21 protein-coding genes are annotated in these 23,541 nt (G+C 74.8%); 14 read left to right on the top strand and 7 right to left on the bottom strand.

All coding sequences use genetic code 11. From position 1 onward, the window contains the following. Window positions 1-37 precede the first annotated feature (37 nt). The 4 genes from RM446_RS03260 to RM446_RS03275 form a co-directional block, all read right to left on the bottom strand. Window positions 38-946 (bottom strand): aldose 1-epimerase family protein, encoded by a 909-nt coding sequence (locus RM446_RS03260; protein WP_311543545.1) that lies wholly within the window; start codon window positions 944-946, stop codon window positions 38-40. Window positions 947-1,083: 137 nt separating this feature from the next. Continuing rightward, window positions 1,084-3,771: a protein kinase domain-containing protein gene (locus RM446_RS03265; protein WP_311543546.1), complete on the bottom strand. Its 2,688-nt coding sequence runs from the start codon at window positions 3,769-3,771 to the stop codon at window positions 1,084-1,086. A gap of 191 nt (window positions 3,772-3,962) precedes the next feature. Continuing rightward, window positions 3,963-4,283 (bottom strand): DUF2470 domain-containing protein, encoded by a 321-nt coding sequence (locus tag RM446_RS03270; RefSeq protein WP_311543547.1) that lies wholly within the window; start codon window positions 4,281-4,283, stop codon window positions 3,963-3,965. A 91-nt stretch (window positions 4,284-4,374) separates the two neighbouring features. Next, a complete protein-coding gene (locus tag RM446_RS03275) occupies window positions 4,375-4,920 on the bottom strand; it encodes a YceI family protein (protein WP_311543548.1) in 546 nt (181 codons plus the stop codon). 229 nt (window positions 4,921-5,149) lie between these two features. Here RM446_RS03275 and RM446_RS03280 point away from each other — a divergent pair, with 229 nt between their 5' ends. The 10 genes from RM446_RS03280 to RM446_RS03325 all read left to right on the top strand — a co-directional run bounded on the left by RM446_RS03280 (window position 5,150) and on the right by RM446_RS03325 (window position 13,810). Next, a complete protein-coding gene (locus RM446_RS03280) occupies window positions 5,150-5,854 on the top strand; it encodes an SseB family protein (RefSeq protein ID WP_311543549.1) in 705 nt (234 codons plus the stop codon). A 144-nt stretch (window positions 5,855-5,998) separates the two neighbouring features. Continuing rightward, window positions 5,999-6,850, top strand: a complete 852-nt coding sequence (locus RM446_RS03285) for an A24 family peptidase (protein ID WP_311543550.1) — start codon at window positions 5,999-6,001, stop codon at window positions 6,848-6,850. A gap of 64 nt (window positions 6,851-6,914) precedes the next feature. After that, window positions 6,915-8,093: a chorismate synthase gene (aroC, locus tag RM446_RS03290; protein ID WP_311543551.1), complete on the top strand. Its 1,179-nt coding sequence runs from the start codon at window positions 6,915-6,917 to the stop codon at window positions 8,091-8,093. A gap of 56 nt (window positions 8,094-8,149) precedes the next feature. Then, window positions 8,150-8,674, top strand: a complete 525-nt coding sequence (locus tag RM446_RS03295) for a shikimate kinase (RefSeq protein WP_311543552.1) — start codon at window positions 8,150-8,152, stop codon at window positions 8,672-8,674. After that, window positions 8,671-9,747 (top strand): 3-dehydroquinate synthase, encoded by a 1,077-nt coding sequence (aroB, locus tag RM446_RS03300; protein WP_311543553.1) that lies wholly within the window; start codon window positions 8,671-8,673, stop codon window positions 9,745-9,747. Before RM446_RS03295 ends, aroB begins: the two co-directional genes overlap by 4 nt. 149 nt (window positions 9,748-9,896) lie before the next feature. Further along, complete coding sequence (gene efp, locus RM446_RS03305) at window positions 9,897-10,460, top strand: elongation factor P (RefSeq protein WP_311543554.1); 564 nt, start codon at window positions 9,897-9,899, stop codon at window positions 10,458-10,460. A gap of 46 nt (window positions 10,461-10,506) precedes the next feature. Then, window positions 10,507-10,929 carry a transcription antitermination factor NusB gene (gene nusB, locus RM446_RS03310; protein ID WP_311543555.1) on the top strand — a complete coding sequence of 141 codons (423 nt, stop codon included), beginning with the start codon at window positions 10,507-10,509 and terminating at the stop codon, window positions 10,927-10,929. A 53-nt stretch (window positions 10,930-10,982) separates the two neighbouring features. Then, on the top strand, window positions 10,983-11,780 hold the full coding sequence (locus RM446_RS03315) for a methyltransferase (RefSeq protein ID WP_311543556.1): 798 nt from the start codon (window positions 10,983-10,985) through the stop codon (window positions 11,778-11,780). A 58-nt stretch (window positions 11,781-11,838) separates the two neighbouring features. Further along, on the top strand, window positions 11,839-13,113 hold the full coding sequence (gene dinB, locus RM446_RS03320) for a DNA polymerase IV (RefSeq protein ID WP_311543557.1): 1,275 nt from the start codon (window positions 11,839-11,841) through the stop codon (window positions 13,111-13,113). A gap of 280 nt (window positions 13,114-13,393) precedes the next feature. Then, window positions 13,394-13,810 (top strand): DUF3040 domain-containing protein, encoded by a 417-nt coding sequence (locus RM446_RS03325; protein ID WP_311543558.1) that lies wholly within the window; start codon window positions 13,394-13,396, stop codon window positions 13,808-13,810. A 190-nt stretch (window positions 13,811-14,000) separates the two neighbouring features. Here the strand turns inward: RM446_RS03325 and RM446_RS03330 are convergent, their stop codons facing one another. The 3 genes from RM446_RS03330 to RM446_RS03340 form a co-directional block, all read right to left on the bottom strand. Further along, entirely contained in the window at window positions 14,001-16,349 is a 2,349-nt protein-coding gene (locus tag RM446_RS03330; RefSeq protein ID WP_311543559.1) for a transglutaminaseTgpA domain-containing protein, read from the bottom strand. Window positions 16,350-16,470: 121 nt separating this feature from the next. After that, complete coding sequence (locus RM446_RS03335) at window positions 16,471-17,706, bottom strand: DUF58 domain-containing protein (protein ID WP_311543560.1); 1,236 nt, start codon at window positions 17,704-17,706, stop codon at window positions 16,471-16,473. 16 nt (window positions 17,707-17,722) lie between these two features. Continuing rightward, the gene (locus RM446_RS03340) at window positions 17,723-18,715 is read right to left on the bottom strand and encodes an AAA family ATPase (RefSeq protein ID WP_311543561.1); all 993 of its coding nucleotides are present in this window, start codon (window positions 18,713-18,715) and stop codon (window positions 17,723-17,725) included. Window positions 18,716-19,050: 335 nt separating this feature from the next. Between RM446_RS03340 and mraZ the strand changes: the two genes are divergently transcribed. The 4 genes from mraZ (at window position 19,051) to RM446_RS03360 (ending at window position 23,495) form a co-directional block, all read left to right on the top strand. Beyond that, complete coding sequence (gene mraZ / locus RM446_RS03345; RefSeq protein ID WP_311543562.1) at window positions 19,051-19,482, top strand: division/cell wall cluster transcriptional repressor MraZ; 432 nt, start codon at window positions 19,051-19,053, stop codon at window positions 19,480-19,482. A gap of 453 nt (window positions 19,483-19,935) precedes the next feature. Continuing rightward, the gene (rsmH, locus tag RM446_RS03350) at window positions 19,936-20,904 is read left to right on the top strand and encodes a 16S rRNA (cytosine(1402)-N(4))-methyltransferase RsmH (RefSeq protein WP_311543623.1); all 969 of its coding nucleotides are present in this window, start codon (window positions 19,936-19,938) and stop codon (window positions 20,902-20,904) included. 61 nt (window positions 20,905-20,965) lie between these two features. Continuing rightward, the gene (locus RM446_RS03355) at window positions 20,966-21,439 is read left to right on the top strand and encodes a hypothetical protein (RefSeq protein ID WP_311543563.1); all 474 of its coding nucleotides are present in this window, start codon (window positions 20,966-20,968) and stop codon (window positions 21,437-21,439) included. Window positions 21,440-21,542: 103 nt separating this feature from the next. Beyond that, the gene (locus RM446_RS03360; RefSeq protein WP_311543564.1) at window positions 21,543-23,495 is read left to right on the top strand and encodes a peptidoglycan D,D-transpeptidase FtsI family protein; all 1,953 of its coding nucleotides are present in this window, start codon (window positions 21,543-21,545) and stop codon (window positions 23,493-23,495) included. The last annotated feature ends 46 nt before the right edge of the window (window positions 23,496-23,541 follow it).

Consider the following 23,541-nt stretch of genomic DNA (forward strand, 5'->3'; position numbering starts at 1 on the left):
GTGCCGGTCCCGCCGCGGGCTTTTCCCCACATCGCGGCTAGCCCTGCGCCAGGCGCATGATCCCGAAGCGGGAGCTCGTCCGCTCGCCCGGCTCCAGCACGATCAGGTCGGTGCCGGAGTTGAACGCGTCCGGCGGGCAGGTCATCGGCTCCACAGCGAGCCCGCGCCGGTTCAGCTCCCCGGGCAGGCCCTCGGCGCTGAACACCTGGAGCCAGCGGCAGGACGCGTCGCCCCACACGCCCACTGACGTGCCGCCGGAGGTGACCACCGTCCAGGCCAGGCCGTCGGCGTCGCGCTCCAGGCCGGTGAACGCGGTGTCGAAGGCCGTGGCCCCGATGGGCCGGGGCGTGCGGAAGTCGTGCTCGGTGCCCTCCACCGGCTCCGGGCCGCCCGAGGGGAGCAGCCGCTCGTCGACGGGCAGCCGGTGCGAGGCGGGCAGTTTCAGCACCGCGTCGTCCATCGGCGCCGCGATGGACACGAACGGGTGCGCGCCCATGCCGTAGGGGGCGGGGGAGTCGCCGGTGTTGCGGGCACCCAGGGTCGCCGTCAGACCGTCGGCCGCGTGCAGCTCGTAGTCGACGGTCAGTTCGAGGCGGTATGGATAGCCCCGGTCGCCGCCATCGAGCTCGCAGGTCAGCCGGGCGCGGTCGGAGCCGATCTCCACCGGCAGCCACGGCTTGCCGTAGGCCAGACCGTGCAGCGCCGCGCCGCGCCGGGGCTCGGTGACCTCCAGTTGCCGCTCAACGCCCTTGAAGGTGTATCGGCCGTCGCGGATCCGGTTGGGCCAGGGCGCCAGCAGCAGCCCGTGCGAGGCGGGCGGCGGCTCGTCGGGCGGGACGCGCCAGATCAGCTCCTGCTCGCCGTAGGCCAGTCGGCACATCGCCGCACCGCGGCGGCCGACGGCCGCCCGGTACCCGCCGGCCGCCAACTCGATCGCATCGCCCACCAGACTGCCGCCCTTCCGTTCCGCTACCGGTCCCGGGCGATGATAGTGCCCGGCTTCGCGCGCTCGGGCGCGCACCGCCGCTCCGGCGGGCGCGTGCGCGGCGCGGACACGCCGCGCCGCGGAAGCGGAGGCGTCGCTCAGCCGAGCAGGTTGTACAGCGGGATCAGCACGCCGGCGCCCACCATCAGCAACCCGCTGGAGAGCACCACCAGCAGCATCAGCACCGAGCCGGCCACGGCCAGCCGGTAGGCCACCAGGCGGGTGCGGGCGCGCCTGCGGCCCGCCGCCGTGCGGCCCAGCACCACGAGCAGCAGACCCAGCAGCACCGGCAGCCACCACCGGCCGGCGGCGCCCGCGGGAAGCAGGCCCACCACCGCGTCGGCGGCACCCGCCGCGGCCGAGACGGCGGCACTGCGCGCGAACTCGACCAGACCCGCGTAGGCGTCGGCGATCGGACCCGGCCGATCGGGATAGAACCCGTCGGCACGCATCAGCCGCCCCAGCCCGTCGACGAGCCCGGCCAGTGCGGCGGGGTAGGCGAACCTGCGGCACCGTCCGGCGCCCTCGGCCCGTTCGAGCTGGCGCATGCTGCGGCCGACGCGCCGTCGCTCCCGCTCCTCGCGGCGGCGCGCCTTGCGCTGCTCGGACTCGGTCAGCGGGCGCCCGTACGAGTCCGGCCGCCCGTACGGGGAGTCCGGCCGCCCGTAAGGCGCGGTACCCCATGGCGCCCCGGCGGGGTCCTGCGGCGGCGCCGCGGCGGGGCCGCCCGTGCGTTCGCGCACACGCTGCCAGCGGTCGGAGACGGCGTCGGAGAACGCGGCCCACCGGTCGCGGCGCCGTGCGCGGCTCTCCCGACTCTCCCGGTCGCGCTCGGCGGCACCCACCCGCGCGGCGACCGGCAGCAGCAGCGAGGCGGTGACCAGGGCCGCGTTCGACGCGAGCGCGTCCGATCGGCGGCGCAGCCCGGTGTCGCGCTGATGGCGCCACCAGTCGACGTGCGGGGCCGCGCTGCGCAGGCGCGGGTGCCAGGACTGCGCGCGCAGTCGCCCGCGCTCGCGCGCCCCCGCCTCGGGGTCGAGCACCAGCTCGGCGGCCAGCGCCCACGCTCCGTCCCAGGCGTGGCGGGGCAGGTCGGCGACGCCGGCGGCCGATGCGGGCCCGGACTCCAGTCCTCGGGCTGCGGCCTCGACCTGGCGCATGATCAGCGGCACTTCGTGCTGGACGTGCTCCAGCGGAGCGCAGCGGCCGGCGCCCTCGGCGCGGCAGCCGGGGTGGCCGCACCAGTGCCGGGCCGCCAGGCCCAGCGCCCCCAGCTCCAGGGCCTCCCGCAGTACGGAGTGGCGGCTGGACCCGCCCCGGGCCAGGGACAGCACGCCCTCGGCGCCGACCTCCAGGCCGCGGAAGCGCGGGGGCATCCCCGGCACGAACCGGGCCGCCAGCGCGCTGATGGCCAGGTGCACCCGTTCGGGGCGGGCGTCGAGGTCGGTGAGGTAGCTGCGGTCGAAGGTGTAGTCGTTGACCTCGCGGTCCAGCCAGGTGCGCACCGTCGGCCAGTGCGTGCGCAGCCACACCTCGCCGCGGTCCCAGCGGTCCAGCAGGTCGAAGGCGAGGCTGGGCGGGTCGTCGTGGGAAGTGTCGGCGAAGCGGATGGGCGCGTGCCCGCGCGGCCGGACGATGCTCGGGCGCTCCCCGGCCAGCCACTGCCGCACCTCGCCGCAGCCCCAGCGCGCCGACGGGGCGGGGGTGAGCAGTCCGCGCGCCAGCAGCCGCCAGGACTCGTCGGCGACCGCCGAGACGTCGACCTCGGTGCTGCGCGCGGTCAGCCAGCTCTCCCCGCGCTCCGGCCTGCGGCCGGTGACCAGCTCGTGGACCATGACACCCAGCGACCACCAGGCAGCGGGTGCCTCTCGGCGGCCCTCGACGACCTCAGGCGCGGCGTAGGCCTCCGTGACGGCCAGTCCGCCGTAGACGCGGCTCATCGTGGCCCGCACCGCGCCGCCGAAGTCGGTCAGCGCGAACACGGGCGGGTCGAGGGAGCGGATCAGCAGGTTCTCGGGCTTGACGTCGGTGTGGTTGTGCTGGAGCTGGTCCTGCCAGTGGTGCAGGCAGTCGGCGACGGCCGCCACGACGGCGCGCGCGGCCGCGTCGTCCAGCGGGGCCCGGTCCAGCACCGAGCGCAGCGAGCCCTGCGGGAAGTACTCCTGGGCCTCCCACGCCACGTCCTCGCCCCAGGAGCTGCGCGTGCGGCCGTAGCCGTGGATGGCGGGCGTGTGCGGGTCGCCCTCGCCGCGGGCCTGCAGCCGGTCCAGCAGCTCGCGGTTGATGTCGTGGCCGGGGCGGTAGACCTTCAGCGCGAAGCGGCGCCCCGGCGCCGGACCGTCCTCACCTTCGCGCCTGCGCCCCGCTCCGGCGGGCTCGGCGAGGTAGACGACGGCTTCGCCGCCGGCTCCGATCCGCTCCCGTACGGTGTAGGCGCGGCGCAGCTCGGCGGGCACCGCGTAGTCGATCTCGCCCGCGGGCCCGACGACCACCTGCGCGAGCAGGCGCGGGAGCCACGAGACCAGCGGCGACAGCAGGCGGCGCCACCACGGCCGCGCCGGATGCTCGGCCGCGCCCTCGGCGCCGGCCGCCGGAGCGGGGCGCACCAGGGCGCGGGTGCGGGCGGCGCCGGAGAACGTGCCCGGCGCAGCGCCGGACCCGCCGGTGAGCGGGTGCAGGACGCGGGTGACCCACCGGGTGCGGGCACGGTCGGCGTCGAGCCGGGTGGTGGCCGGCTCGATGTTGCGTGTGGGCGAGTCGGGATCGGCGGACTCGGGATCGACCATCGTGGTTGCGGCGCTCTCGGGGCTGTCGCTGACACCCTGGCCGCGTCGCCGCGAACGGCGCCGCTCCGGGCCTTGGCGCCTTCCAGACTAGGCGAGCCCCGAGCGGTCGGGGATGACCCGCGACCCGGATCCGTCCCTGATCCGCGCGGCCTGGACGCCTCGGCAGGCCCGGGTGCGGTCCGCTCGCGCGGTCAGCGCCCGCCGGGGCCCTCGCCGCCGGGGGGCGCGCCCAGCCGTTCGCAGGCCTCGCGGTACATCCGCACGACCTCGCGGCGGACCTGAGCGCGCTCGGTCAGCGGCTCCGACCAGCGGATGCGCACCGCGGTCTCCGCGCCTCCGACAACGGCCGCATAGTCGCCGCCCTCGCTGTCCAGGCCGGTCATCCGCGCCGCGGTGGCGCGGGGGACCCCGCCCAGGGCCCGGCAGATCGCCAGGGTCTCGCCGGGATGGTCCTCGTTCATGTGCCTGGTGATCGCCGAGACGGCCTCGGCCGCGAACGGGGCTTCGGGCACGGCGCTCCTTCGGCGTGGCTGCGGGACGCGCCGCGCTCGGGATGCGGGGTGCATCCGCCGGGGCGGCGCCACGAGCATACCGGGCGGCCGGTCAGTCCGCCTCGTGCGTGAACTCCGCGTCGATCTCGATCCTGATCCGGTCGGCGACCACGACGCCGCCGCCGTCCATGGGCATCTCGATGTCGACCCCGAAGTCGCTGCGGCTGATCTCGGTCCCGGCGCGGAAACGGGCGCGGAACAGGCCGGAGGCGTCCTGTCTCACGCCGTTGAACTCCAGCCGGAGCACCACCGGCCGCGTGCTGCCCTTCACGGAGAGGTCGCCGTCGAGCAGGAAGTCCTCGCCGGAGGTGCGGACTCCGGTGGACAGGAACGTCCACTGAGGGTGCATGGCGGTGTCGAGGAAGTCTGCGGAGCGCACGCGGGCGTCCCGTTGCGCGTCGTCGGTATCGATGGAGGCGGCGTCGACTGTCGCCCGCACCGACGACTGCAGAGGGTCCTCGGGCACCGTGAGCTCGGCGTCGAACATCTCGAAGCGCCCCCGGACCCGGCTGATCATCATGTGGCGCACCGAGAAGCCGACCACCGAGTGCGCCCTGTCGATCCGCCATGTCCCCGGCCTGAGCTGCTGATCCGACATGCTGTCCCCTTGCCGCGTCGTTGCCGACGTTGTCACTTATTGTAATAGCGCACTTCCGAAAATCGGCGATGCGGACTGGTCCGATCGGCTCCGAGCGCTGTCGGCGGTGCCCGGCCGCGGCGCGCCCAGCGGCGTTTTCCCGCGTGGATGCGTGCCCGGTTGGCTAAGCTGGTCCCGGACATCCCGACCGGGGTTGATCCGTCCCGAACAGTCAGGAGTCTGGAGCCGCGTGACCCGCCCCACCATCTCCGGCGCACAGCGATTCCGCGACGACGACGGTTCGCCCGATCCCGCCGTCGCCGCGCGGCTCGACGCCTTTTCCCGGGGCGAGGCCGGCGACCGGCAGGTGCTCGCGGCGCTGGGGGACTCCCGCGTGCTGGTGCCGGTCGTGGCCGTGGCCGACGAGACCGAGCAGGACGAGGACGGCCGCACGCGCGAGAAGTCCAGCGACATCGCCCTGCCGCTGATGATCGGCCAGGACGGCCGCCGCGGCGTGCTCGCCTTCACCTCGGTCGACTCCGCCCGCGCCTGGCGCGAGGACGCCCGCCCGGTCCCGGTCACCGCCGTCGAGGCTTGCCGCGCGGCCATCGACGAGGGCGCCGACGCCGTGGTCGTCGACGTCGCCGGCCCCGTCACCTATGCCGTCCAGGGCCGGTTCCTGACCACCCTCGCCGAGCACGGCACCGTGCCCGCCCCCAAGGACGACCCGCAGATCCTCGCCCTCATCTACCGGGTCACCCACACCGAGTTCGGCATCGGGCGCGTGCGCGTGCACGAGTCCGACCGCGCCGAGATCGGTATCCGCCTGGAGCTGGAGCGCCGCGACGACGAGTCGCTGCGCCGCGTCGCCGACCGCCTGACCACCGAACTCACCCCGGTGCTGCCCGGCGGCGTGGAGCTGAGCGCCGTCGTACGCGCCGACCGGCGCGCCTGAGCCCCGTCGATCTTGTAGCCATCGTGAAGGAAAACGATTTCCGTTTGCGATGGCTACAAGATCGACGGTGATGGCCGGGTGTGCGCCGTCCACAGCCGCCGCCCCGCGCGGGCGCCGCGCGCCGCGATCCGCTAGTTTCCGCCCATGCCCGGAATCGCCGACATCGCGCTGGCGCTGGCGCTGGGCGCCGCCGGTGCGGCGGTCGGCGCCGCGTCCGGCCGGCTGGTGCCCCTGTTCGCCCGCCACGACCCCGGTCCCGACGACGACACCCCGCCGCCCCCTCCCGCCTGCCCGCACTGCGGTGCGCAGGTTCCCTTCGTGCCCTGGCTGCCGGCGGTGCGGGTGCGCGGCTACGCCCGCACCGGCGGCTGCCCCGCCTGCGCCCGGCGGATCCCGTCATCGGCCGCGACTGCCGCAGCGACCGCGCTGCTGTTCGCGGCGGTCGGCGCCACCGAAGGCGCAGCGGGAGCCGCCGCCAACCCGCTGTGGGTCGCCGCGCTCCTGTTCCTTTCGACTGCGGGCGCGGTGCTGGCCGCGATCGACGTCCGCGTGCACCGGCTGCCCAACGCGATCGTGGGCCCCTCCTACCCCGTGGCCGTCCCGCTGGTGCTCGGCGCCGCGGTGCTGGAGCGCGCCGCTCGCACCCCCGGCCCGGCCGCGCTCACCGGCGCCGACCTGCTCGCCACGGCCTACCCCCTGGGCGGTATGGCGGGCCTGGCCGCCCTCTACTGGCTGCTGTGGTTCGTCCACCCCGCCGGCATGGGCTGGGGCGACGTCAAGATCGCCGGACTCATCGGCCTCTACCTCGGCTGGGCCGGTCCCGGCGCGGTCGCGGCGGGCACGTTCGCGGCCTTCGCGGCCTCCGCCGCCTACGGCGTCGCCCTGCTGGCCCTGCGCCGCGCCACCCGGCGCACCCAGATCCCCTTCGGCCCGTTCATGATCGGCGGCGCGCTGGCCGTGCTGCTGGCGGGTGTGCCGGCCGGAGCGCCGCTCTGACGCCGCCCGCGGGGCGGGCCACGCGATGTGCCGCGGCCGCTCCGCCCGTGAAATGATCGGAGGCATGTTGCGCTGGCTGACCGCGGGGGAGTCCCACGGACCGGCACTCGTCGCGATACTGGAGGGCCTTCCGGCCGGCGTCGCCGTCACCTCGGACGACATCGCCGCCGCGCTGACCCGCCGTCGCGCCGGGTACGGCCGGGGCGCCCGGATGAAGTTCGAGCAGGACCAGGTGACCCTGGTCGGGGGCATCCGCCACGGCCTGACCCAGGGGGGTCCGGTGGCCGTCGAGGTCGCCAACTCCGAGTGGCCCAAGTGGGAGCGGGTGATGTCGCCCGACCCCGTGCCCGCGGAGGAGCTGGAGGGCGTGGCGCGCAACGCGCCGCTGACCCGGCCCCGCCCCGGACACGCCGATCTGGTGGGCATGCAGAAGTACGGCCACGACGAGGCCCGCCCCGTGCTGGAGCGCGCCAGCGCCCGCGAGACCGCGGCGCGCGTCGCCATCGGCGAGGTCGCCCGCGCGTTCTGCCGCCAGGCCCTGGGCGTCGAGGTGCTCAGCCACGTCGTGTCGATGGGCACCGTCAGCGTCCCCGACTCCGTGCAGCCCGAGCCCGCAGACCTGGAGCGCGTCGACGCCGACCCGCTGCGCTGCTTCGACCCCGACACCAGCGCGCGCATGGTCGCCGAGGTAGACGACACCAGGAAGGCCGGCGACACCCTGGGCGGCGTCGTCGAGGTGCTCGCCTACGGCCTGCCGCCGGGGCTGGGCAGCCACGTGCACTGGGACCGCCGCCTGGACTCCCGGTTGGCCGGCGCCCTGATGGGCGTCCAGGCGATCAAGGGGGTCGAGGTCGGCGACGGATTCCGCACCGCCGCCCGGCGCGGCTCGGACGCCCACGACGAGATCGAGCCCGGACCCGGCGGCGTGCGTCGCCGCAGCAACCGCGCGGGCGGCGTCGAAGGCGGTATGACCACCGGCGGTCCGCTGCGGGTGCGCGCGGCCATGAAGCCGATCGCGACCGTCCCGCGCGCGCTGGACACCGTCGACGTGGCCACCGGGGAGCCGGCCCGGGCCCACCACCAGCGCAGCGACGTCACGGCGGTGCCGGCGGCGGGCGTGGTGGCCGAAGCCATGGTGGCGCTGGTGCTGGCCGAGGCCGCCGTGGAGAAGTTCGGCGGCGACTCCCTGGACGAGACCGCCCGCAACGCCCGCGCCTACCTGGATACGCTGGAGATCCAATAGCAGGCGCGCACGGCCGGGTGCGGCGGGCCCGGCGGACGACAACCGAGGAGACACCGATGAGCACACCGGTCGCGGTCCTGATCGGCTCGCCCGGCGCGGGCAAGACCACGGTCGGCCGGGCCCTGGCCGAGCGGCTGGGCGTGGATCTGCTCGACACCGACACCGAGGTCGAGGCGCGCGCCGGCAAGTCCGTGGGGGACGTCTTCGTCGAGGACGGCGAGCCCGCCTTCCGCGCGCTGGAGCGCGAGATCGTCGCCGAAGCGCTGTCCTCCTGGGCCGGCGTGGTCGCGCTGGGCGGCGGCTCGGTCCTTGACCCCGGGACCTCCGATGAGCTCGGCCGCCACCACGTGGTCTACCTGCAGGTGGAGTTCGCCGACGCCGCCAAGCGGGTCGGCCTGGACACCCCCCGTCCCCTATTGGCCGGCAACCCCCGGACCCGGCTGCGCAAGCTGCTGGAGGAGCGGCTTCCCGTCTACGAGGGACTGGCGCGGGCGACCGTGCCCACCAGCGGCTACCACCCCGAGGAGATCGTCGACGCCATCGTCGAGGGCCTGCCCCAGTACCGGGAGCACACACGATGAGCGCCGCCCGCATCCGCGTCGGCGGCGCCGACCCCTACGACGTCGTGGTCGGCCGCGGGGTGTTCGCCGAGCTGCCCGCCCTGGTGGGCGAGCGGGCCGAGCAGGTCGCCGTCGTCCACCCCCAGGGCCTGGGCGAGCTGGCCCGCCCCGCGCTGACCGCGCTGGGCGCGGCCGGCTACAACGTCCACCCGCTGGCCGTGCCCGACGGCGAGGCCGCCAAGACCGCCGAGGTCGCCGCCGGGCTGTGGAGCCGGCTGGGACAGGCCGGGTTCACCCGCAGCGACGCCGTAGTGGGCGTGGGCGGCGGCGCGGCGACCGACCTGGCCGGGTTCGTCGCGGCGACCTGGCTGCGCGGCGTGCGCAGCGTCCTGGTGCCCACGACCCTGCTGGGCATGGTCGACGCCGCCGTGGGGGGCAAGACCGGCGTCAACACCGCCGAAGGCAAGAACCTCGTCGGGTCCTTCCACCCGCCCTCCGGGGTGCTGTGCGACCTGGACACCCTGGCCGGCCTGCCCGCGTCCGACTACATCGGCGGTCTGGCCGAGGTGGTCAAGGCCGGGTTCATCGCCGACCCCGCCATCCTCGACCTCGTCGAGGCCGACCCCGAGGGTGCCGCCCGGCCCGACGGGCGCCACACCCGCGAGCTCATCGAGCGCGCCGTCTCCGTCAAGGCCGAGGTCGTCTCGGGCGATCTGCGCGAGAGCGGCCGCCGCGAGATCCTCAACTACGGGCACACCCTCGGACACGCCGTCGAGCGGGCCGAGGACTACACGTTCCGGCACGGCTACGCCGTGGCCGTGGGCATGGTCTTCGCCGCCGAGCTGGCGCGCTTGGACGGCCGCATCGACGCCGCCCTGGTCGAACGGCACCGTACGACCCTCGCCTCGGTCGGGCTGCCCACCGGCTACTCCGGCGCGCCCTGGCCCGAGCTGCGGCGCGCCATGCGCGTCGACAAGAAGGCCCGCGGCGCCACCCTGCGCTTCATCGTGCTCGACGCACTCGCCGAGCCCGCGGTGCTGGCCGCACCCGCCCCCGAGCTGCTGGACGCGGCGTACGCCGCGATGAGCACCTGAGGCCCCGAGCACCTGCGGGTCTGTGTGAACGCCCGCACCGGTGAAACCCACTAGACTGCATTGACGACGGCGCAGGCCGCCCCGCGCGGCCGCGCTGCGGGCGCCCGCCCGCCACCGAACGAGCCCGACCCTCTGGAGAGACGACCCAAGTGGCCTCGACGAACGACCTCAAGAACGGCACGACGCTGAAGCTCGACGGCGGAGAACTCTGGAACGTCGTGGAGTTCCAGCACGTCAAGCCCGGCAAGGGCGGAGCGTTCGTCCGCACCAAGCTGAAGAACGTCACCTCGGGGAAGGTCGTCGACAAGACCTTCAACGCCGGCGCCAAGGTCGAGATCGCCAATGTGGACCGCCGTGCCATGCAGTACCTCTACAGCGACGGCGAGTCCTACATCTTCATGGACACCGAGACCTACGACCAGCTGCCCGTCGAGGCCAAGGTGGTCGGCAAGAACGCCGACTACCTGCTGGAGAGCGCCATGGTGACCGTCGCGGTGAACGAGGGCGCCCCGCTCTACGTCGAGCTGCCCGCCGCGGTGGAGGTCGAGATCACCCAGACCGACCCCGGCGTGCAGGGCGACCGCTCCACCGGCGGCACCAAGCCCGCCACCATCGAGACCGGCGCGGTCATCCAGGTCCCGCTGTTCATCACCACGGGCGAGCGCGTGAAGGTCGACACCCGCACCGGCGACTACCTCGGCCGCGTCAACTGATGGCGCCGACCGCGATCGGTGTCCGGGGTCCGCGGGCGGAGCAGCGATGAGCAGTGGCGGAGGCGCGCGGCGCAAGGCGCGCAGACGCGCCGTGGAGATCCTCTACGAGGCCGAGGTGCGCGCCACGGCGGTCGGGGACGTCGTCGAGCGCCGCCGCGCCCAGACCGAGCCGCCGATCAACGAGTTCACGGTTCAGCTGGCCTGCGCCGTCGACGAGCGCCGCGAACGCCTCGACGCGCTGCTCGACGACTACGCGATCGACTGGTCGCTTGAGCGCATGCCGGTGGTCGACCGCAACATCCTGCGGATGGGCGCCTATGAGCTGCTGTGGGCCGAGGACATCCCCGACGGCGTCGCGATCTCCGAGGCGGTCGCGGTGGCGCGCCAGCTCTCCACCGACGAGTCCCCGTCCTTCATCAACGGCCTTCTTTCGCGGCTGATGGAGAACAAGGCCCAGCTCGCGCCCTGACCGGCGCCGCCGGTCGGCGGGCTTTCGACCAGCAAGCAGAAGGGGAGCCGGTGTTGAGCGACAAGCCACACGGCGGCACCGTCCCGGGCGATCTCGGCACGGGCTCCGGCCCGCACCGCGCCGCCAGCGCAGCCCGCACCGAGGTCGTCTGGCAGGTGCTGCGCACCGCCTTGGCGGAGCAGGAGCCCCCCGGCGGCGACGGCCTGGACATCGTCGACGCCGGCGGCGGCACCGGCGGCGCGGCCGTCCCGCTCGCGCGGCTCGGCCACCGCGTCACCGTGGTCGACCCCAGCCCGGACTCGCTGGCGGCCCTGGAGCGCCGGGCCGCCGAGGCCGGTGTGCGCGTGCGCGCGCTGCAGGGCGAGACCGGCGACCTGGCGCAGCTGCTGCCGGAGGCCCACGCGCACCTGGTGCTGATGCACAACGTGCTGGAGTACGTCGAGGAGCCGGCGGCCGCCCTGGCCGACGTCGCCGCGCTCACCCGGCCCGGCGGCGCCGTCAGCGTGCTGGCGACCAACGCACTGGCCGGCGTGCTGCACCGGGCGCTCGCCGGACACCTGGCCGACGCCCGCCACCTGCTCGACGACCCCGAGGGCCGCTGGGGCACCGCCGACCCCATGCCGCGCCGATTCACCGTCGACCGGCTCGTCGACCTCGCCGAGCGGGCCGGGCTGGGCCGCGCCGACGTCCGCGGCGTGCGGGTCTTCGCCGACCTGCTGCCCGGACGGGTGCTCGACGGCGAGCACGGGATCGGCGAGCAGCTGCTGGAGCTGGAGAAGGCGGCCGCTGTGCACCCGGCGCTGTCGGGGATCGCCACCCAGATCCACCTGCTGGCCCGCAAGCCGCTGTGACGACGCAATCGGACGGGGCCGCTGGCGCGTCCCGCGCCGGCGGCGGCACACTGGTGGCATGAGCCGACGCCAGCTCGAGCGCGGTCAGGCGCTGCGCGGGATGATCGGGCCCAGCGGGGTCGAACCGCTGCCGGAGGGCGACAGCGAGGACACCGCCGGCTGCACCGTCCTGCACATCGACATGGACGCCTTCTTCGCCGGCGTCGAGCGGCTGGTGCACCCCGAGACCCGCGGCAAGCCCATCATCGTCGGCGGCACCGGGCCGCGCGGCGTGGTCTCCTCGGCCGACTACATCGCCCGCACCTACGGCGTGCACTCGGCCATGCCCATGGTGCGCGCGCTGCGGCTGTGCCCCGACGCGATGGTCTTCCCGCCCGACGGCGCCCACTACAAGCGGGTCTCCGAGGCCGTCATGGACATCCTGCTGGCGGTCACCCCCGAGGTCGAGCGCGTTTCCCTGGACGAGGCCTACCTGGACGTCTCCGGCGCCCGGCGCCGCCTCGGCGGCCCGGTGCGCATCGCAGAGGAGATCCGCCGCCGGGTGCGCGACGAGCAGAGCCTGACCTGCTCGGTGGGCGCCGCGCCCACCAAGCTGGTGGCCAAGCTCGCCTCCACCCGGTGCAAGCCCGACGGCCTGCTGGCCGTGCCGCCCGAGCGCGTGACCGCGTTCCTGCACCCGCTGCCGGTCGGCGCGCTGGCGGGCGTGGGGGACAAGACCGAGCAGACCCTGACCCGGCTGGGCCTGCGCACGGTCGGCGACCTGGCGCGTGTCTCGGCGGCCACCCTGCGCGGCGAGTTCGGGACGGCACTGGGCGACCGCCTGGCCGGCCTCGCCCGGGGACGCGACGAGAGCCCGGTCGTACCGTCCTCGCCCGACAAGAGCATCGGCGCCGAGGAGACCTTCCCCCGCGACGTCGACGACCCCGAGGTCATCCGGCGGGAGCTGCTGCGGCTGTCGGAGAAGGTCGCCCGGCGGATGCGGGCCGGCCGGCACGTCGGCCGCACGGTCGTGGTGAAGCTGCGCCGGGCCGACTTCACCACCATCACCCGCTCGCGCACCCTGGCCGAGTCCACCGACGTCGCGCACGAGATCAGCGCCGCCGCGCGCGAGCTCTACGCCGCGGCGGGCCTGGAACGGGTGCGGCTGCGGCTGGTGGGGGTGCGAATGGAGGGACTGGCGCCGGTCGCCGACTCCCACCGCCAACTCAGCCTGGACGAGCCCGAGACCGGCTGGCGCGAGGCCGAGCAGGCCATGGACGCGGTCACGCGGCGGTTCGGGGCGGGGGCAATCCGACCGGCGGCCTTGGCCAAGCGTGAGGAGGATGACGTATAGTACTGCAACTTTCGGATGGTCGAATCCGTTACAGGGGCGGGGATGCCTGGCCGGCCCGACCGGTCGGCGGCGTCCCGCGGTAGTGCAGGGGACGGCAGAAGGGCGAGCGCAGCCGTGTTGCGGTTAGACGGTGAGGGTAATGTGGCCCATGTGGGCCAGCTGCACGCTCATCTTTTCTTTTCAGTAGGCGCTAAGGCGCCTTATTCTGGGCATACCACTGAACAACGGCCTGTTGGTCAGCACACCTCACCCCACGCAGGGACTGTCATTGGGAGGCGCCGTGCCGCTCTCTGAACACGAGCAGCGTATGCTCGACCAGATCGAGCAGGCGCTGTACGCCGAGGATCCGAAGTTCGCCAACACCGTGAGCAAGACGAACCCGGCCGTGCACTACAAGCGGTCGATCGTGCAGGCCTCGATCGGGTTCGTCGTCGGGATCTCGCTCCTGATGGGCGGCGCGATCCTCCAGCAGGTCATCGTCGGCGTCATCGGCTTCATCGTCATGCTGGCCTGTCTGCTGTGGGGCCTGTCCGCCTGGCGGCGCGTCGCCGGCGGCGGAGGCGAGGCCCAGGCGCAGGCTCAGCAGCCGCAGGGCAAGTCCGCCGAGCCCAAACAGCGCAAGCGCCAGCAGCGCCCCGGGATGATGCACCGCTTCGAGGAGCGGTGGCGCCGCCGCCAGGAGGGCGGCGACAAGTAGCCCTCGCACCGCGGTCGTCACCCGGTCGCGGGCGGGCACCCGTACACGAGAACGCGCCCACCGGAGGGGTCCGGTGGGCGCGTTCTCGTGCGTGCACCCGGGGGCGGGCGCCGCCGAGGACCGTACTCCCGGGACCGCGCCGCGCGGGACCCGCCGTGAGCGGCCGCGGCGGACGGCTGCCCGCGGCGCCTCAGCCCGCCGCGGTACCGGGCCGCTGGGCTCGCGGCGCCTCCGGCGCGGTCTGCGTCGCAGGAAGCAGCGACCCGGGCAGCAGGCCCGCCCGCAGCGCGGCACCGCGCCCGCGGGACGCCCGCAGCGCGGAGCGCACCAGCCGGCTGTCGTTGGAGGGCGAGCCCTCTTGGCGGAACTCCGGGGCGTAGCGCGCGCTCTCCTCGGCCATCGCCAGGCGCCACAGCGCCGCCTCGGCCGCGGGGGCCAGCCCGCGGTCGGCGGTGAGCCGCCCGGCCACCGCACGCGGCGACTCCGCCCGGCTCCACGGGAGGCCCAGGTCGCGGCAATCGTCGCGCAGCTCCCGCCACGCGGCGCGGGCACGCTGCGCGGGCGTGCCCGCGCGCACCCAGCGCGTGCGCCGCACCAGGACCCGGATGATTCCGGGGACCGCTGCGACGGCCAGCAGCGCGGGAACCAGCGCAGCCCACCACCATCCGTCTGCCCGGCCCTCGCCCGGCCCGCCGCCGGCTCCCCCTTCGTCGTCCCCGGTCGGCTCCGGGCTGTCCGAGGACGCGGTGGGCTCCTCCTGCCCCCGGGGTCCCGCCGACGGCGCCGCTTCATCGTCCGGCCGGCCCGCCTGCCCGCCGGGCCCCGGCTCACCCCGCGGTGCCGAGGGCACCGTGTCGGCGTAGTCGGGGACGGTGGCGGTGCCCTGGCCGCCGGAGGAGGCGGGGGTCGGCTCGAACCGCAGCCACCCCGCGCCCTCGAAGTACAGTTCGGGCCAGGCGTGGGCGTCGGACTCGGTGACCTCCCACGAGTCGCCGCCGGTCCGTGTCCCGGCGGTGTAGCCGATGGCCACGCGCGCGGGGATGCCCGCCTGCCGCGCCAGCAGCGCCATAGCGCCCGCGAACTGCTCGCAGTAGCCCACCCGGCTCTCGAACAGGAAGTAGCTCAGCGGGTCCGCGCCCTCCGGGATGGAGGGCGGGCTGAGGTCGTAGTCGAACCTGCCCGCGGTGCTGAACCAGTCCTGCAGCGCCACCGCCTGCTCGTGGGCGGTGCCGGCACCGGAGGTGATCGAGTCGGCCAGCTCCGCGGTGCGCTCGTCGACGCCGTCGGGGACCTCCAGATAGCGCTCGTCCAGGTCGCTTCCGGGGGGCAGGTCCGCGGCCAGCATGTCGGGGTCGGGCTCGTTCACCAGGCTGGTGACCTCGTAGCTGTCGCCCCGGGCGGGAGCGCCGGTGGTGAACACCATCAGCGTCGCGGGGTCGGCGTACCACTCGCCGGCGGCCGACAGCCGACGCGCCGGGTAGGGCATCGGCAGGAAGTCGGCTTCGAATCGGTCGGCAAGGGTCACCTCGGTGGTGACCCGCCGGCTGTCGATACTGCTCTGTCCGGGCGGGGAGGGCAGGAGTTCGTCGCCGAGGTCGCCGTCGCCCCGGGCGCGCAGCCGCGACATGGTCCAGCTCTGCCCGTCGAAGGCGTCCAATGCGTACATGCGCAGGTAGTCCGGCCGATCGGCGTCGGTCTCGTAGCTCAGCACCGGCCGGTCGGAGGTCGAGGCCAGGTCGCGGCGCAGGCTGACCAGGGGGTGGGTGGTGGTGATGGTCTCGCCGCCGAGCCGCGTTCCGTCGGCAAGCGCGTACAGCGAGCTCGACGTCAGCCCCGGCACGGCCGGCGGGACGAGCAGCGCCAGTGCCACGGCGGCTGCGGCGACGCCGGCGGTGGCGGCGATGTGCTGGAATCCGCCCAGCACGGGCGCGGCGGTGTCGTGCTCGGCACGCACCCGGATCCCCCAGCCGGAACCGCGCACCCAGCCGTCCACCGCCAGCAGGACCACGTAGCCCACTGCCGCGCAGGCGAAGGCGGAGCCCTCCACGCCCCGGTCGTCGACCAGCAGCGGCACCAGCAGCAGCCCTGCCAGGGGCAGCGCCGTCACGGCGGCCGCCCGCGCGGTCACCGCAAGGAAGTCGGAGACGATCGCCAGCAGCGCCGTCGCGGCGGCGATCACCAGCGCCAGCGCCGGGGTCGCCGGGATGGGCGTGGTCTCCGTACCGATCTGCGCCCGGCCCTCGGTGAACACGGCGACGAGCTCGCCCAGCGCCCCCGGGGCGGGCACGAAGCCCAGCGGAGCCGCGTAGGACACGAACGAGGCGGTCAGTACTGCCAGCACCGCGGCCGCCTGCAGGATCGGGACCGCGACCACGGTCACTCGCGCGGCGCGCAGGACCAGTCCGGTCAGAGCGCAGGCCACAACCACGGCGACCGAGGGGCCCCACCAGGTGCCGCCCGCGATCAGCGGTGCCAGCGCGGGCAGCGCGAGCAGCAGCGCGGCGGCGGCGGTCAGGGTCAGCGCGGCCTTTGCGATCATCGTGTGCCGGCGCCCCCCGGGCCGGTCCGCCGAGGGCGGCGGCGGGGGTGTGCGCCGTTCCTCCTAACCGGGGAATCGGTTCGGGCGGGCTGCGGTCGCGTCTGCCGCCGGCGTGCTCCGCTCACCGGCCGCCCGCTCCGGCGTGGCCCGGCACCGCGGAGCCCCACGCCCGGGAGAGGTCCTCCACCGGGCCGATCTCGGCCGCGAGCCAGCCCGCCTCGCGCAGGGCATCTGCCGAACGCCGGGCGGAGTCGGGGTCGGACCAGGCGGCCCGGGTGCACAGCAGCGCGACGCACGTGTTCCGGCCGCGTCCGCCCGGCAGCCGGGAGAGCGCGCCGATGTCGTCGGCCGAAAGCGCGCCCAGGACCGCGACGAGCAGCCCCTGGCCGCTGACGTTGGAGCCCGCGATCGCCTCGGCGGCGCCGGCGAGGCCGGTGGCGGACGAGGGCGGGGCCACCGCCAGGGTGTCGAGCACGTCGGTCCCGGTCGCGGCGGCGGCTTCGCCGCTGTCGGTGTGCAGCCGCATCTCGTGGCCGCGCCCGAGCAGGTGCAGCGCCACGGACGCGGCCGCGCTGACCACGGCTTCCTGCGAGGAGTCGGGCCCCGCGCCGGAGTGGGCTCCCGCGCGCAGGTCCGCCAGTACGGCGCTGCGGTCGCTGAGCCGGTGCTCCTCGCGGCGGACCATCAGCTCCCCGTGGCGGGCGGTGCTGCGCCAGTGCACCCGGCGCATGTCGTCGCCGTGCCGGTAGCCGCGCGGCACCGGGTCGTTGTCGGTGCCGCCCGCCGGCGAGCGCGCCGTGCTGTCGCCGTCCTCGGCGGTGCCGCCGGGCACCGGCACGTGGGGCAGGGCCACGACGGGCGGGGTGACCAGCAGGGTCATGGGCCCGCCGACGGAGCGCCGGCGACGCAGGCAGTTGAGCGGGTCGGTGAAGGACAGGGCCAGCGGCCCGACGGCGTAGGAGCCGCGGATCTCGGGCCGCACCCGGTAGGTCAGGTCGCGCACCGCGCGCGGCCCCAGGAACCCGATGTTGAACCGCGGTGCCTGACCGAGCTGGAACGGCAGGTCGTCGTGCACCAGCAGACCGCCGACCGGCAGCGCGGTCGACGCGTTGGCCACGCGGACCAGCACGCGCGCGTCGGCGCCCGCGGAGGTGCGGGTCGGCCGGAGCGCGCGGCTGTGCACCACGCGGCCGGGCGCGCCCCACAGGGTCAGTGCGGCCAGTAGCGGGAGCGCGAAGACCAGGACGCCGAAGCCCACGAGGTCGCGCTCGCCGATGACCAGGCCGCTGGCGATCAGCGCGGCCCCGCCGCTGAGCAGTCCCCAGCCGCGAACGGTGAACGCCGGCAGCAGTCCCACGCGTGCTCCCCGGGACTCAGCGCGGACTGGGGATGGGCAGGCGGGCGACGATCTCGGAGACGACCTGCTCGGGCGAGCGCCGCTCCATGCGCGCCTCGGGGCTGGGCAGCAGCCGGTGCGCGAGCACCGGGACCGCCAGGGCCTGCAGGTCGTCGGGCACGACGTAGTGGCGCCCCTCCAGCGCGGCGTAGGCGCGGGCTGCCCGGACGAGGTGGATCGTGGCGCGCGGCGAGGCGCCCAGCCGCAGCGCCGAGGAGGTGCGGGTGGCCGTGACCAGGTCGACGGCGTAGCGCCGGACGCCCGGTGCGACGTGGATCGACTTGACCCGGTCGACCATGGCGCGCACGTCGGCGACCGTGGCCACCGGCTCCAGCCGGTCCAGCGGCGAGTCCGAGCTGTGGGCGTCGATCATGTCCAGCTCGGCCTGCGGCGCGGGGTAGCCCACGGCGATACGGGCCGTGAACCGGTCGCGCTGGGCTTCGGGCAGGGGATAGGTGCCCTCCATGTCGGAGGGGTTCTGCGTGGCCACCACCATGAAGGGCCGCTCCAGTCGGCGGGTCTCGCCGTCGACGCTGACCTGCATCTCCTCCATGCACTCCAGCAGGGCGGACTGCGTCTTGGGCGAGGCGCGGTTGATCTCGTCGCCCAGCACGATGTTGGCGAAGACGGGGCCGGGGTTGAACTCGAACTCGTGCCGGTCCCGGTGGTAGACGCTGACGCCGGTGATGTCGGCCGGCAGCAGGTCGGGCGTGAACTGCACCCGCTGCACCGAGCAGTCGACCGCTCGGCCCAGAGCCTTGGCCAGCATCGTCTTGCCCACGCCCGGAATGTCTTCGATGAGCAGGTGGCCCTCGGCGAGCAGGACGGTCAGCGCGATCCGCACGACGTCGGGCTTGCCTTCGATCACGGTCTGGACGGCGTCGCGAATCCGCTCCGCGACGGCGAGGACGCCGTCGTCGCCGTCCGGGATCCCGTCCCCCTGCGTGTTCTGCCGCGTGCCCAGTGACACGTGTCCCCTCTCGACGGGAGCCGGAGTCGATGGAATCGAGGCTAGAGCCAAAGTCGGTGAAAGCAAACCAAATCCCAAAAACGGCGGGAGCCCGCGTGCCGAGAGCTGTGTCGCACGGGCCCCGCGCGCATGCGGGCGCCTGCGGGAGAAGGCGGGGCGCCCGCCGCAGGGGCACCCCGCGGCGCTCCACACCGCTCCACCCACGTTGACCTGCTCTTTCTCGCGACGCCATGTGCCGCAGCGGCGATTGAAACTGTTGACCGTGGGGAAGAGTGGAGTACAGTGGAGCATCGTGGAGCAGGAGACTGCTCTGCCGGGGGCTTGGGAGGTGGGCCTTGTTTCTGGGGACCCACGAACCGCGCCTCGACGAGAAGGGACGCCTGTTCCTTCCGGCGAAGTACCGCGACGAACTGTCGGGGGGACTGGTGGTCACGAAGGGACAGGAGCGCTGCCTCTACGTCTTTCCTTTGGACGAGTTCCAGCGCATCACCGAGGCCCTCCGCTCGGCGCCGGTCACCGCCAAGGCGGTCCGCGACTACAGCCGGGTGTTCTTCGCCAGCGCCTCCGACGAGGTTCCCGACAAGCAGGGGCGCATCACGGTTCCCGCCGGCCTGCGCGCCTACGCCGGCCTGGAACGCGACTGCGTCGTCATCGGAGCCAACACGCGCCTGGAGATCTGGGACTCCGCGGCGTGGGCCCGATACGAAACCGAGCAGGAGCAGGCTTTCGCGGATCTGTCGGAGGAGGTGTTGCCGGGGGTGCTGTGACTTCGCGCGACCGCGGTGCCGGCTTCGACACCCGCGCACACCGGTCCGCCAAGCCACGCCGACCAAGTCCTGTCCGGACCCAGGCCTTCAGGCGCGAGCCGCAGTCAGCTGGCGCATCTTCCCCGGCGCCAGGTGGCGGTCGCGCAGCAGCGCGGCCGGCAGGCCACGCGCCTGGAGGCCCGTCCGGACGGCCGCGGGCGAGCACGCCGTGAGGCCGCGCGAACGGCAGCAGGACGCACGGCCGGTACCGGCGGCCACGCCGGAAGCAGGAGACGACGGAGCCGACCTCGGTCGGGCCGAGACCGCCCGCGGCCGATGCCACGCAGGGGAGCGCGGCGGCACCGGCGGCGGGGGACCGGCCCGCGGCCGCCGCGGAACAACGGGGGAGCGTCCGCGGACGGCCGACCGCACGCGGCGGCACCGGGCGGCCAGTGAGGAGGGGGCACTGTGCTCATGGCAGATACCGGCGGCCGACCCGGTTCGGGACACACGCCGGTCATGCTCGACCGCATCGTCGAACTGCTCTCACCCGCCCTGAGCGAGCCCGGGGCCGTCCTCGTGGACGGCACCCTCGGCTTGGGCGGGCACGCCGCCGCCCTCCTCGACGCCCATCCCCGGCTCCGCCTCGTCGGCGTCGACCGCGACACCACGGCCCTGGAGCGCAGCCGCACCCGGCTGGCGCCCTTCGGCGACCGGGTCGAGCTCGCCCACGCCGAGTACGACGACATCCCCGCCGTGCTCGACGGCCTGGGTGTACGCGAGGTCCAGGCCGTGCTGCTCGATCTGGGCGTGTCCTCGCCGCAGCTCGACGAGTCCGAGCGCGGCTTCGCGTATTCCCAGGACGCCCCGCTGGACATGCGCATGGACCGCACCCAGGGCCGCACCGCCGCCGACGTCCTCAACACCTACTCCGTCTCCGAGCTCGCGCGCATCCTGCGCGAGTACGGCGAGGAGCGCTTCGCCGGCCGCATCGCCCAGGCCGTCGCGCGCCGCCGCGCCGCCGCGCCCCTGGACTCCACGCGCGACCTCGCCGAGCTGGTCCGCGACGCCATACCCGCGGCCACCCGGCGCACCGGGGGCAACCCCGCCAAGCGCACCTTCCAGGCGCTGCGCATCGAGGTCAACGCCGAGCTGGAGATCCTCGCCCGCGCGCTGCCGGAGGCCGTCGACCGCGTCGCCGTGGGCGGGCGCATCGCCGTGCTGTCCTACCACTCGCTGGAGGACCGCATCACCAAGCGCACCCTCTCCGGGCTCGCCACCGACACCACACCCGAAGACCTCCCGGTTCCGCTGCCCGACCACCGCCCCCAATTGCGGCTGCTGACCCGGGGGTCCGAATCCCCCACCGACGAGGAGAACGACGCGAATCCGCGCGCGGCCTCGGCGCGCCTGCGCGCCGCCGAACGCGTCCGCAGGCCGTGAGAGCGGCGGCGGCGGTCGGCCGGGCGCGGACCCAGCGGGAGATACAGCGGGGAGGACCACGATGAGCAGCGCCACCGAGGAGAGTGCGCGGACCCGGAAGGCAGCCAAGGCGCCTCCGGCGCGCCGGACCGCGCCGCGCACCGCGCCGGCGCCGGCCCGCCGCCGCAGCGCGGCCGCGCGGCCCGCGCCGCGCGCGCCGCGCATGCCCTTCGTGCTGCTGGTAATCGGCCTGCTCAGCGGCGCGCTGATCAGTCTGCTGGCGCTGCGCACCGTGCTGGTGGCCGACGCCTTCACCATCTCCGAGCTCCAGACGGGCAACGAGCGGCTCGAACACCGGGAGGAGGCGCTGCGCGAGGAGGTCGTGCGCCTGGAGTCCTCCGAGCGCATCGCCGAGGAGGCCGAGGAGATGGGGATGCGGCCCGGCGAGGCCCCCCTCTTCCTCGACCTGGACGAGCGACGCGTCACCGGCGACGGCGGCGGCGCCGACTCCGGACTGCCCGGCACCGGCGCCCAGCCCGAGGCGGGCTCGGAGTGAGCCCCGTGCGCTCCCGCTGCGCAGGACTTCGGCAGATGCCGCCCGCGCAGCTCTCGGAGCGGCACAGACGCCGCTCCGCCGATCCGGTCGGCGGGAGGACGAGGTGAGTTCCTCCCGAGACGGCCGCCGCTCCCGCGACCCGCGCCGCCCCGGCGCCGCCCCGCGGTCCGGCGGGCCCGTCCCGCGCGGGCGCCCGTCCCGCCCGCGGAGCGGCGACCCCGGCCGCACCCCGCGCGAGGCGCCGCCGCCCCGGCGCCCGCGCTCGGGGCCGCCTCCGCCTCCCCGTCGGCCCGGCGGCGGTGGCCCCAGGCCCCCGCAGCGCCGCCCCTTCAAGCGCGGCAACGCCCGGCGGCGCCTGCATATCGCCGGCATCCTCATGACCGTGGTGCTCATGGTCTTCGCGGGCCGTCTGGTCCAGATCCAGGCCATCGACGCCTCCCACTACGCCGCGGCGGCCGAGGACATGCGCCTGACCACCATCGACATCCCCACCACGCGCGGCGACATCACCGACTCCTCCGGCAACCCGCTCGCCCTCTCGGTCGAGGCCATGACCGTCTTCGTCGACCCCGTGACCGTGCGGGACGACGAGCGCGGCACGGTGATCGACGAGCTCACCGAGCGGCTCGACCTGGACCGCGCCGAGGTCGCCGGGAAGGTCGACGCCGAGCCCAGCCGCTACCAGGTCGTGGCCGAGAAGGTTTCGCCCGCGGCGTGGGACGAGATCGAGGCGCTCGGCCTCAGCGGTGTCGGGGCCCTGACCGACTACAAGCGCGTCTACCCCGACGAGACCGGCGCCGCCGACCTCGTCGGGTTCACCGGGGCCGACGGGCACGGCCTCGAAGGCCTCGAAGCGGTGATGGAGGACACGCTGGCCGGCAAGCCCGGCAAGCAGCAGGTCGAGACCGGCGCCTCGGGCGTCCAGATCCCCATGGCCGGCGGCCTCTCCCAGGAGCCCGAGCCCGGCAAGGACGTGCAGCTCACCCTCGACCGCGACATCCAGTGGCACGCCGGCCAGGCCCTCGCCGAGCGCGTCGAGGAGCTCGACGCCGAGGGCGGCAGCGCCATCGTCATGCGCCCCGACGGCGAGGTGCTGGCCATGGCCGACTACCCCACCTACGACCAGTCCGAGTACGCCGACTCCGAGGCCGGGGACCGGCTCAACGGCGCCGTGGCCGAGGCCTTCGAACCGGGCAGCACCAACAAGGTCATCACGCTGGCCGGCGCCCTGGAGGAGGGCCTGACCACACCGGAGAGCGTCTACACCGTCCCCTACTCGGTGCAGATCCACGACCGCACCTTCTCCGACGACCACTTCCACAAGACCCAGCAGCTCACCCTCAACGGCATCCTGGCCCAGTCCAGCAACGTCGGTACGATCAAGGTCGGGCAGCAGCTGGGCCCCCAGCGCCTGTACGACTACCTGCGCGACTTCGGCTTCGGCTCGCCCACCGGACTGGACCTGCCCGGCGAGAACGCCGGCATTCTCGCCCACCCCGACGACTGGTGGGGCACCCAGCTGCCCTCCATCTCCTTCGGGCAGGGGCTGTCGGTCAACGCCGCCCAGATGGCCAGCGTCTATGCCACCATCGCCAACGGCGGCGTGCGCGTGGAGCCCACCCTGGTGGCGGGGACCGTCGGCGAGGACGGCGGGCTCACTCCCGCCGAGGACGCGCCCAGCCGACGGGTCATCAGCAAGGACACCGCCGACGAGCTCTCGCGGATGCTGGAGGCGGTCACCGGCGAGCACGGCACCGCCGAGTCCGCCCAGATCCCCAACTACCGGGTCGCCGGCAAGACCGGCACCGCCAACCGGGTCGACCCCGAGACCGGCACCTACAACGGCGGGCACACCGCGATGTTCGTGGGCTTCGCGCCCGCCGACGACCCCGAGCTGGTCGTCCAGGTCGTCCTGCACAACCCCCAGGACCAGTACTACGGCGGCGAGGCCGCCGCGCCGGTCTTCACCGACATCATGTCCTTCGCGCTGAAGTCGGAGAAGGTCCCGCCGACCGGTACCGAACCGACCAACATCCGGCTTTTCGGCGGCGGGTGAGCGCGCCGCCCGGCGCCCCGCCGCGTCCGCCGACTGCACGGAATTA

It is taken from the genome of Streptomonospora wellingtoniae, assembly GCF_031845375.1.
Classification (GTDB): domain Bacteria; phylum Actinomycetota; class Actinomycetes; order Streptosporangiales; family Streptosporangiaceae; genus Streptomonospora; species Streptomonospora wellingtoniae.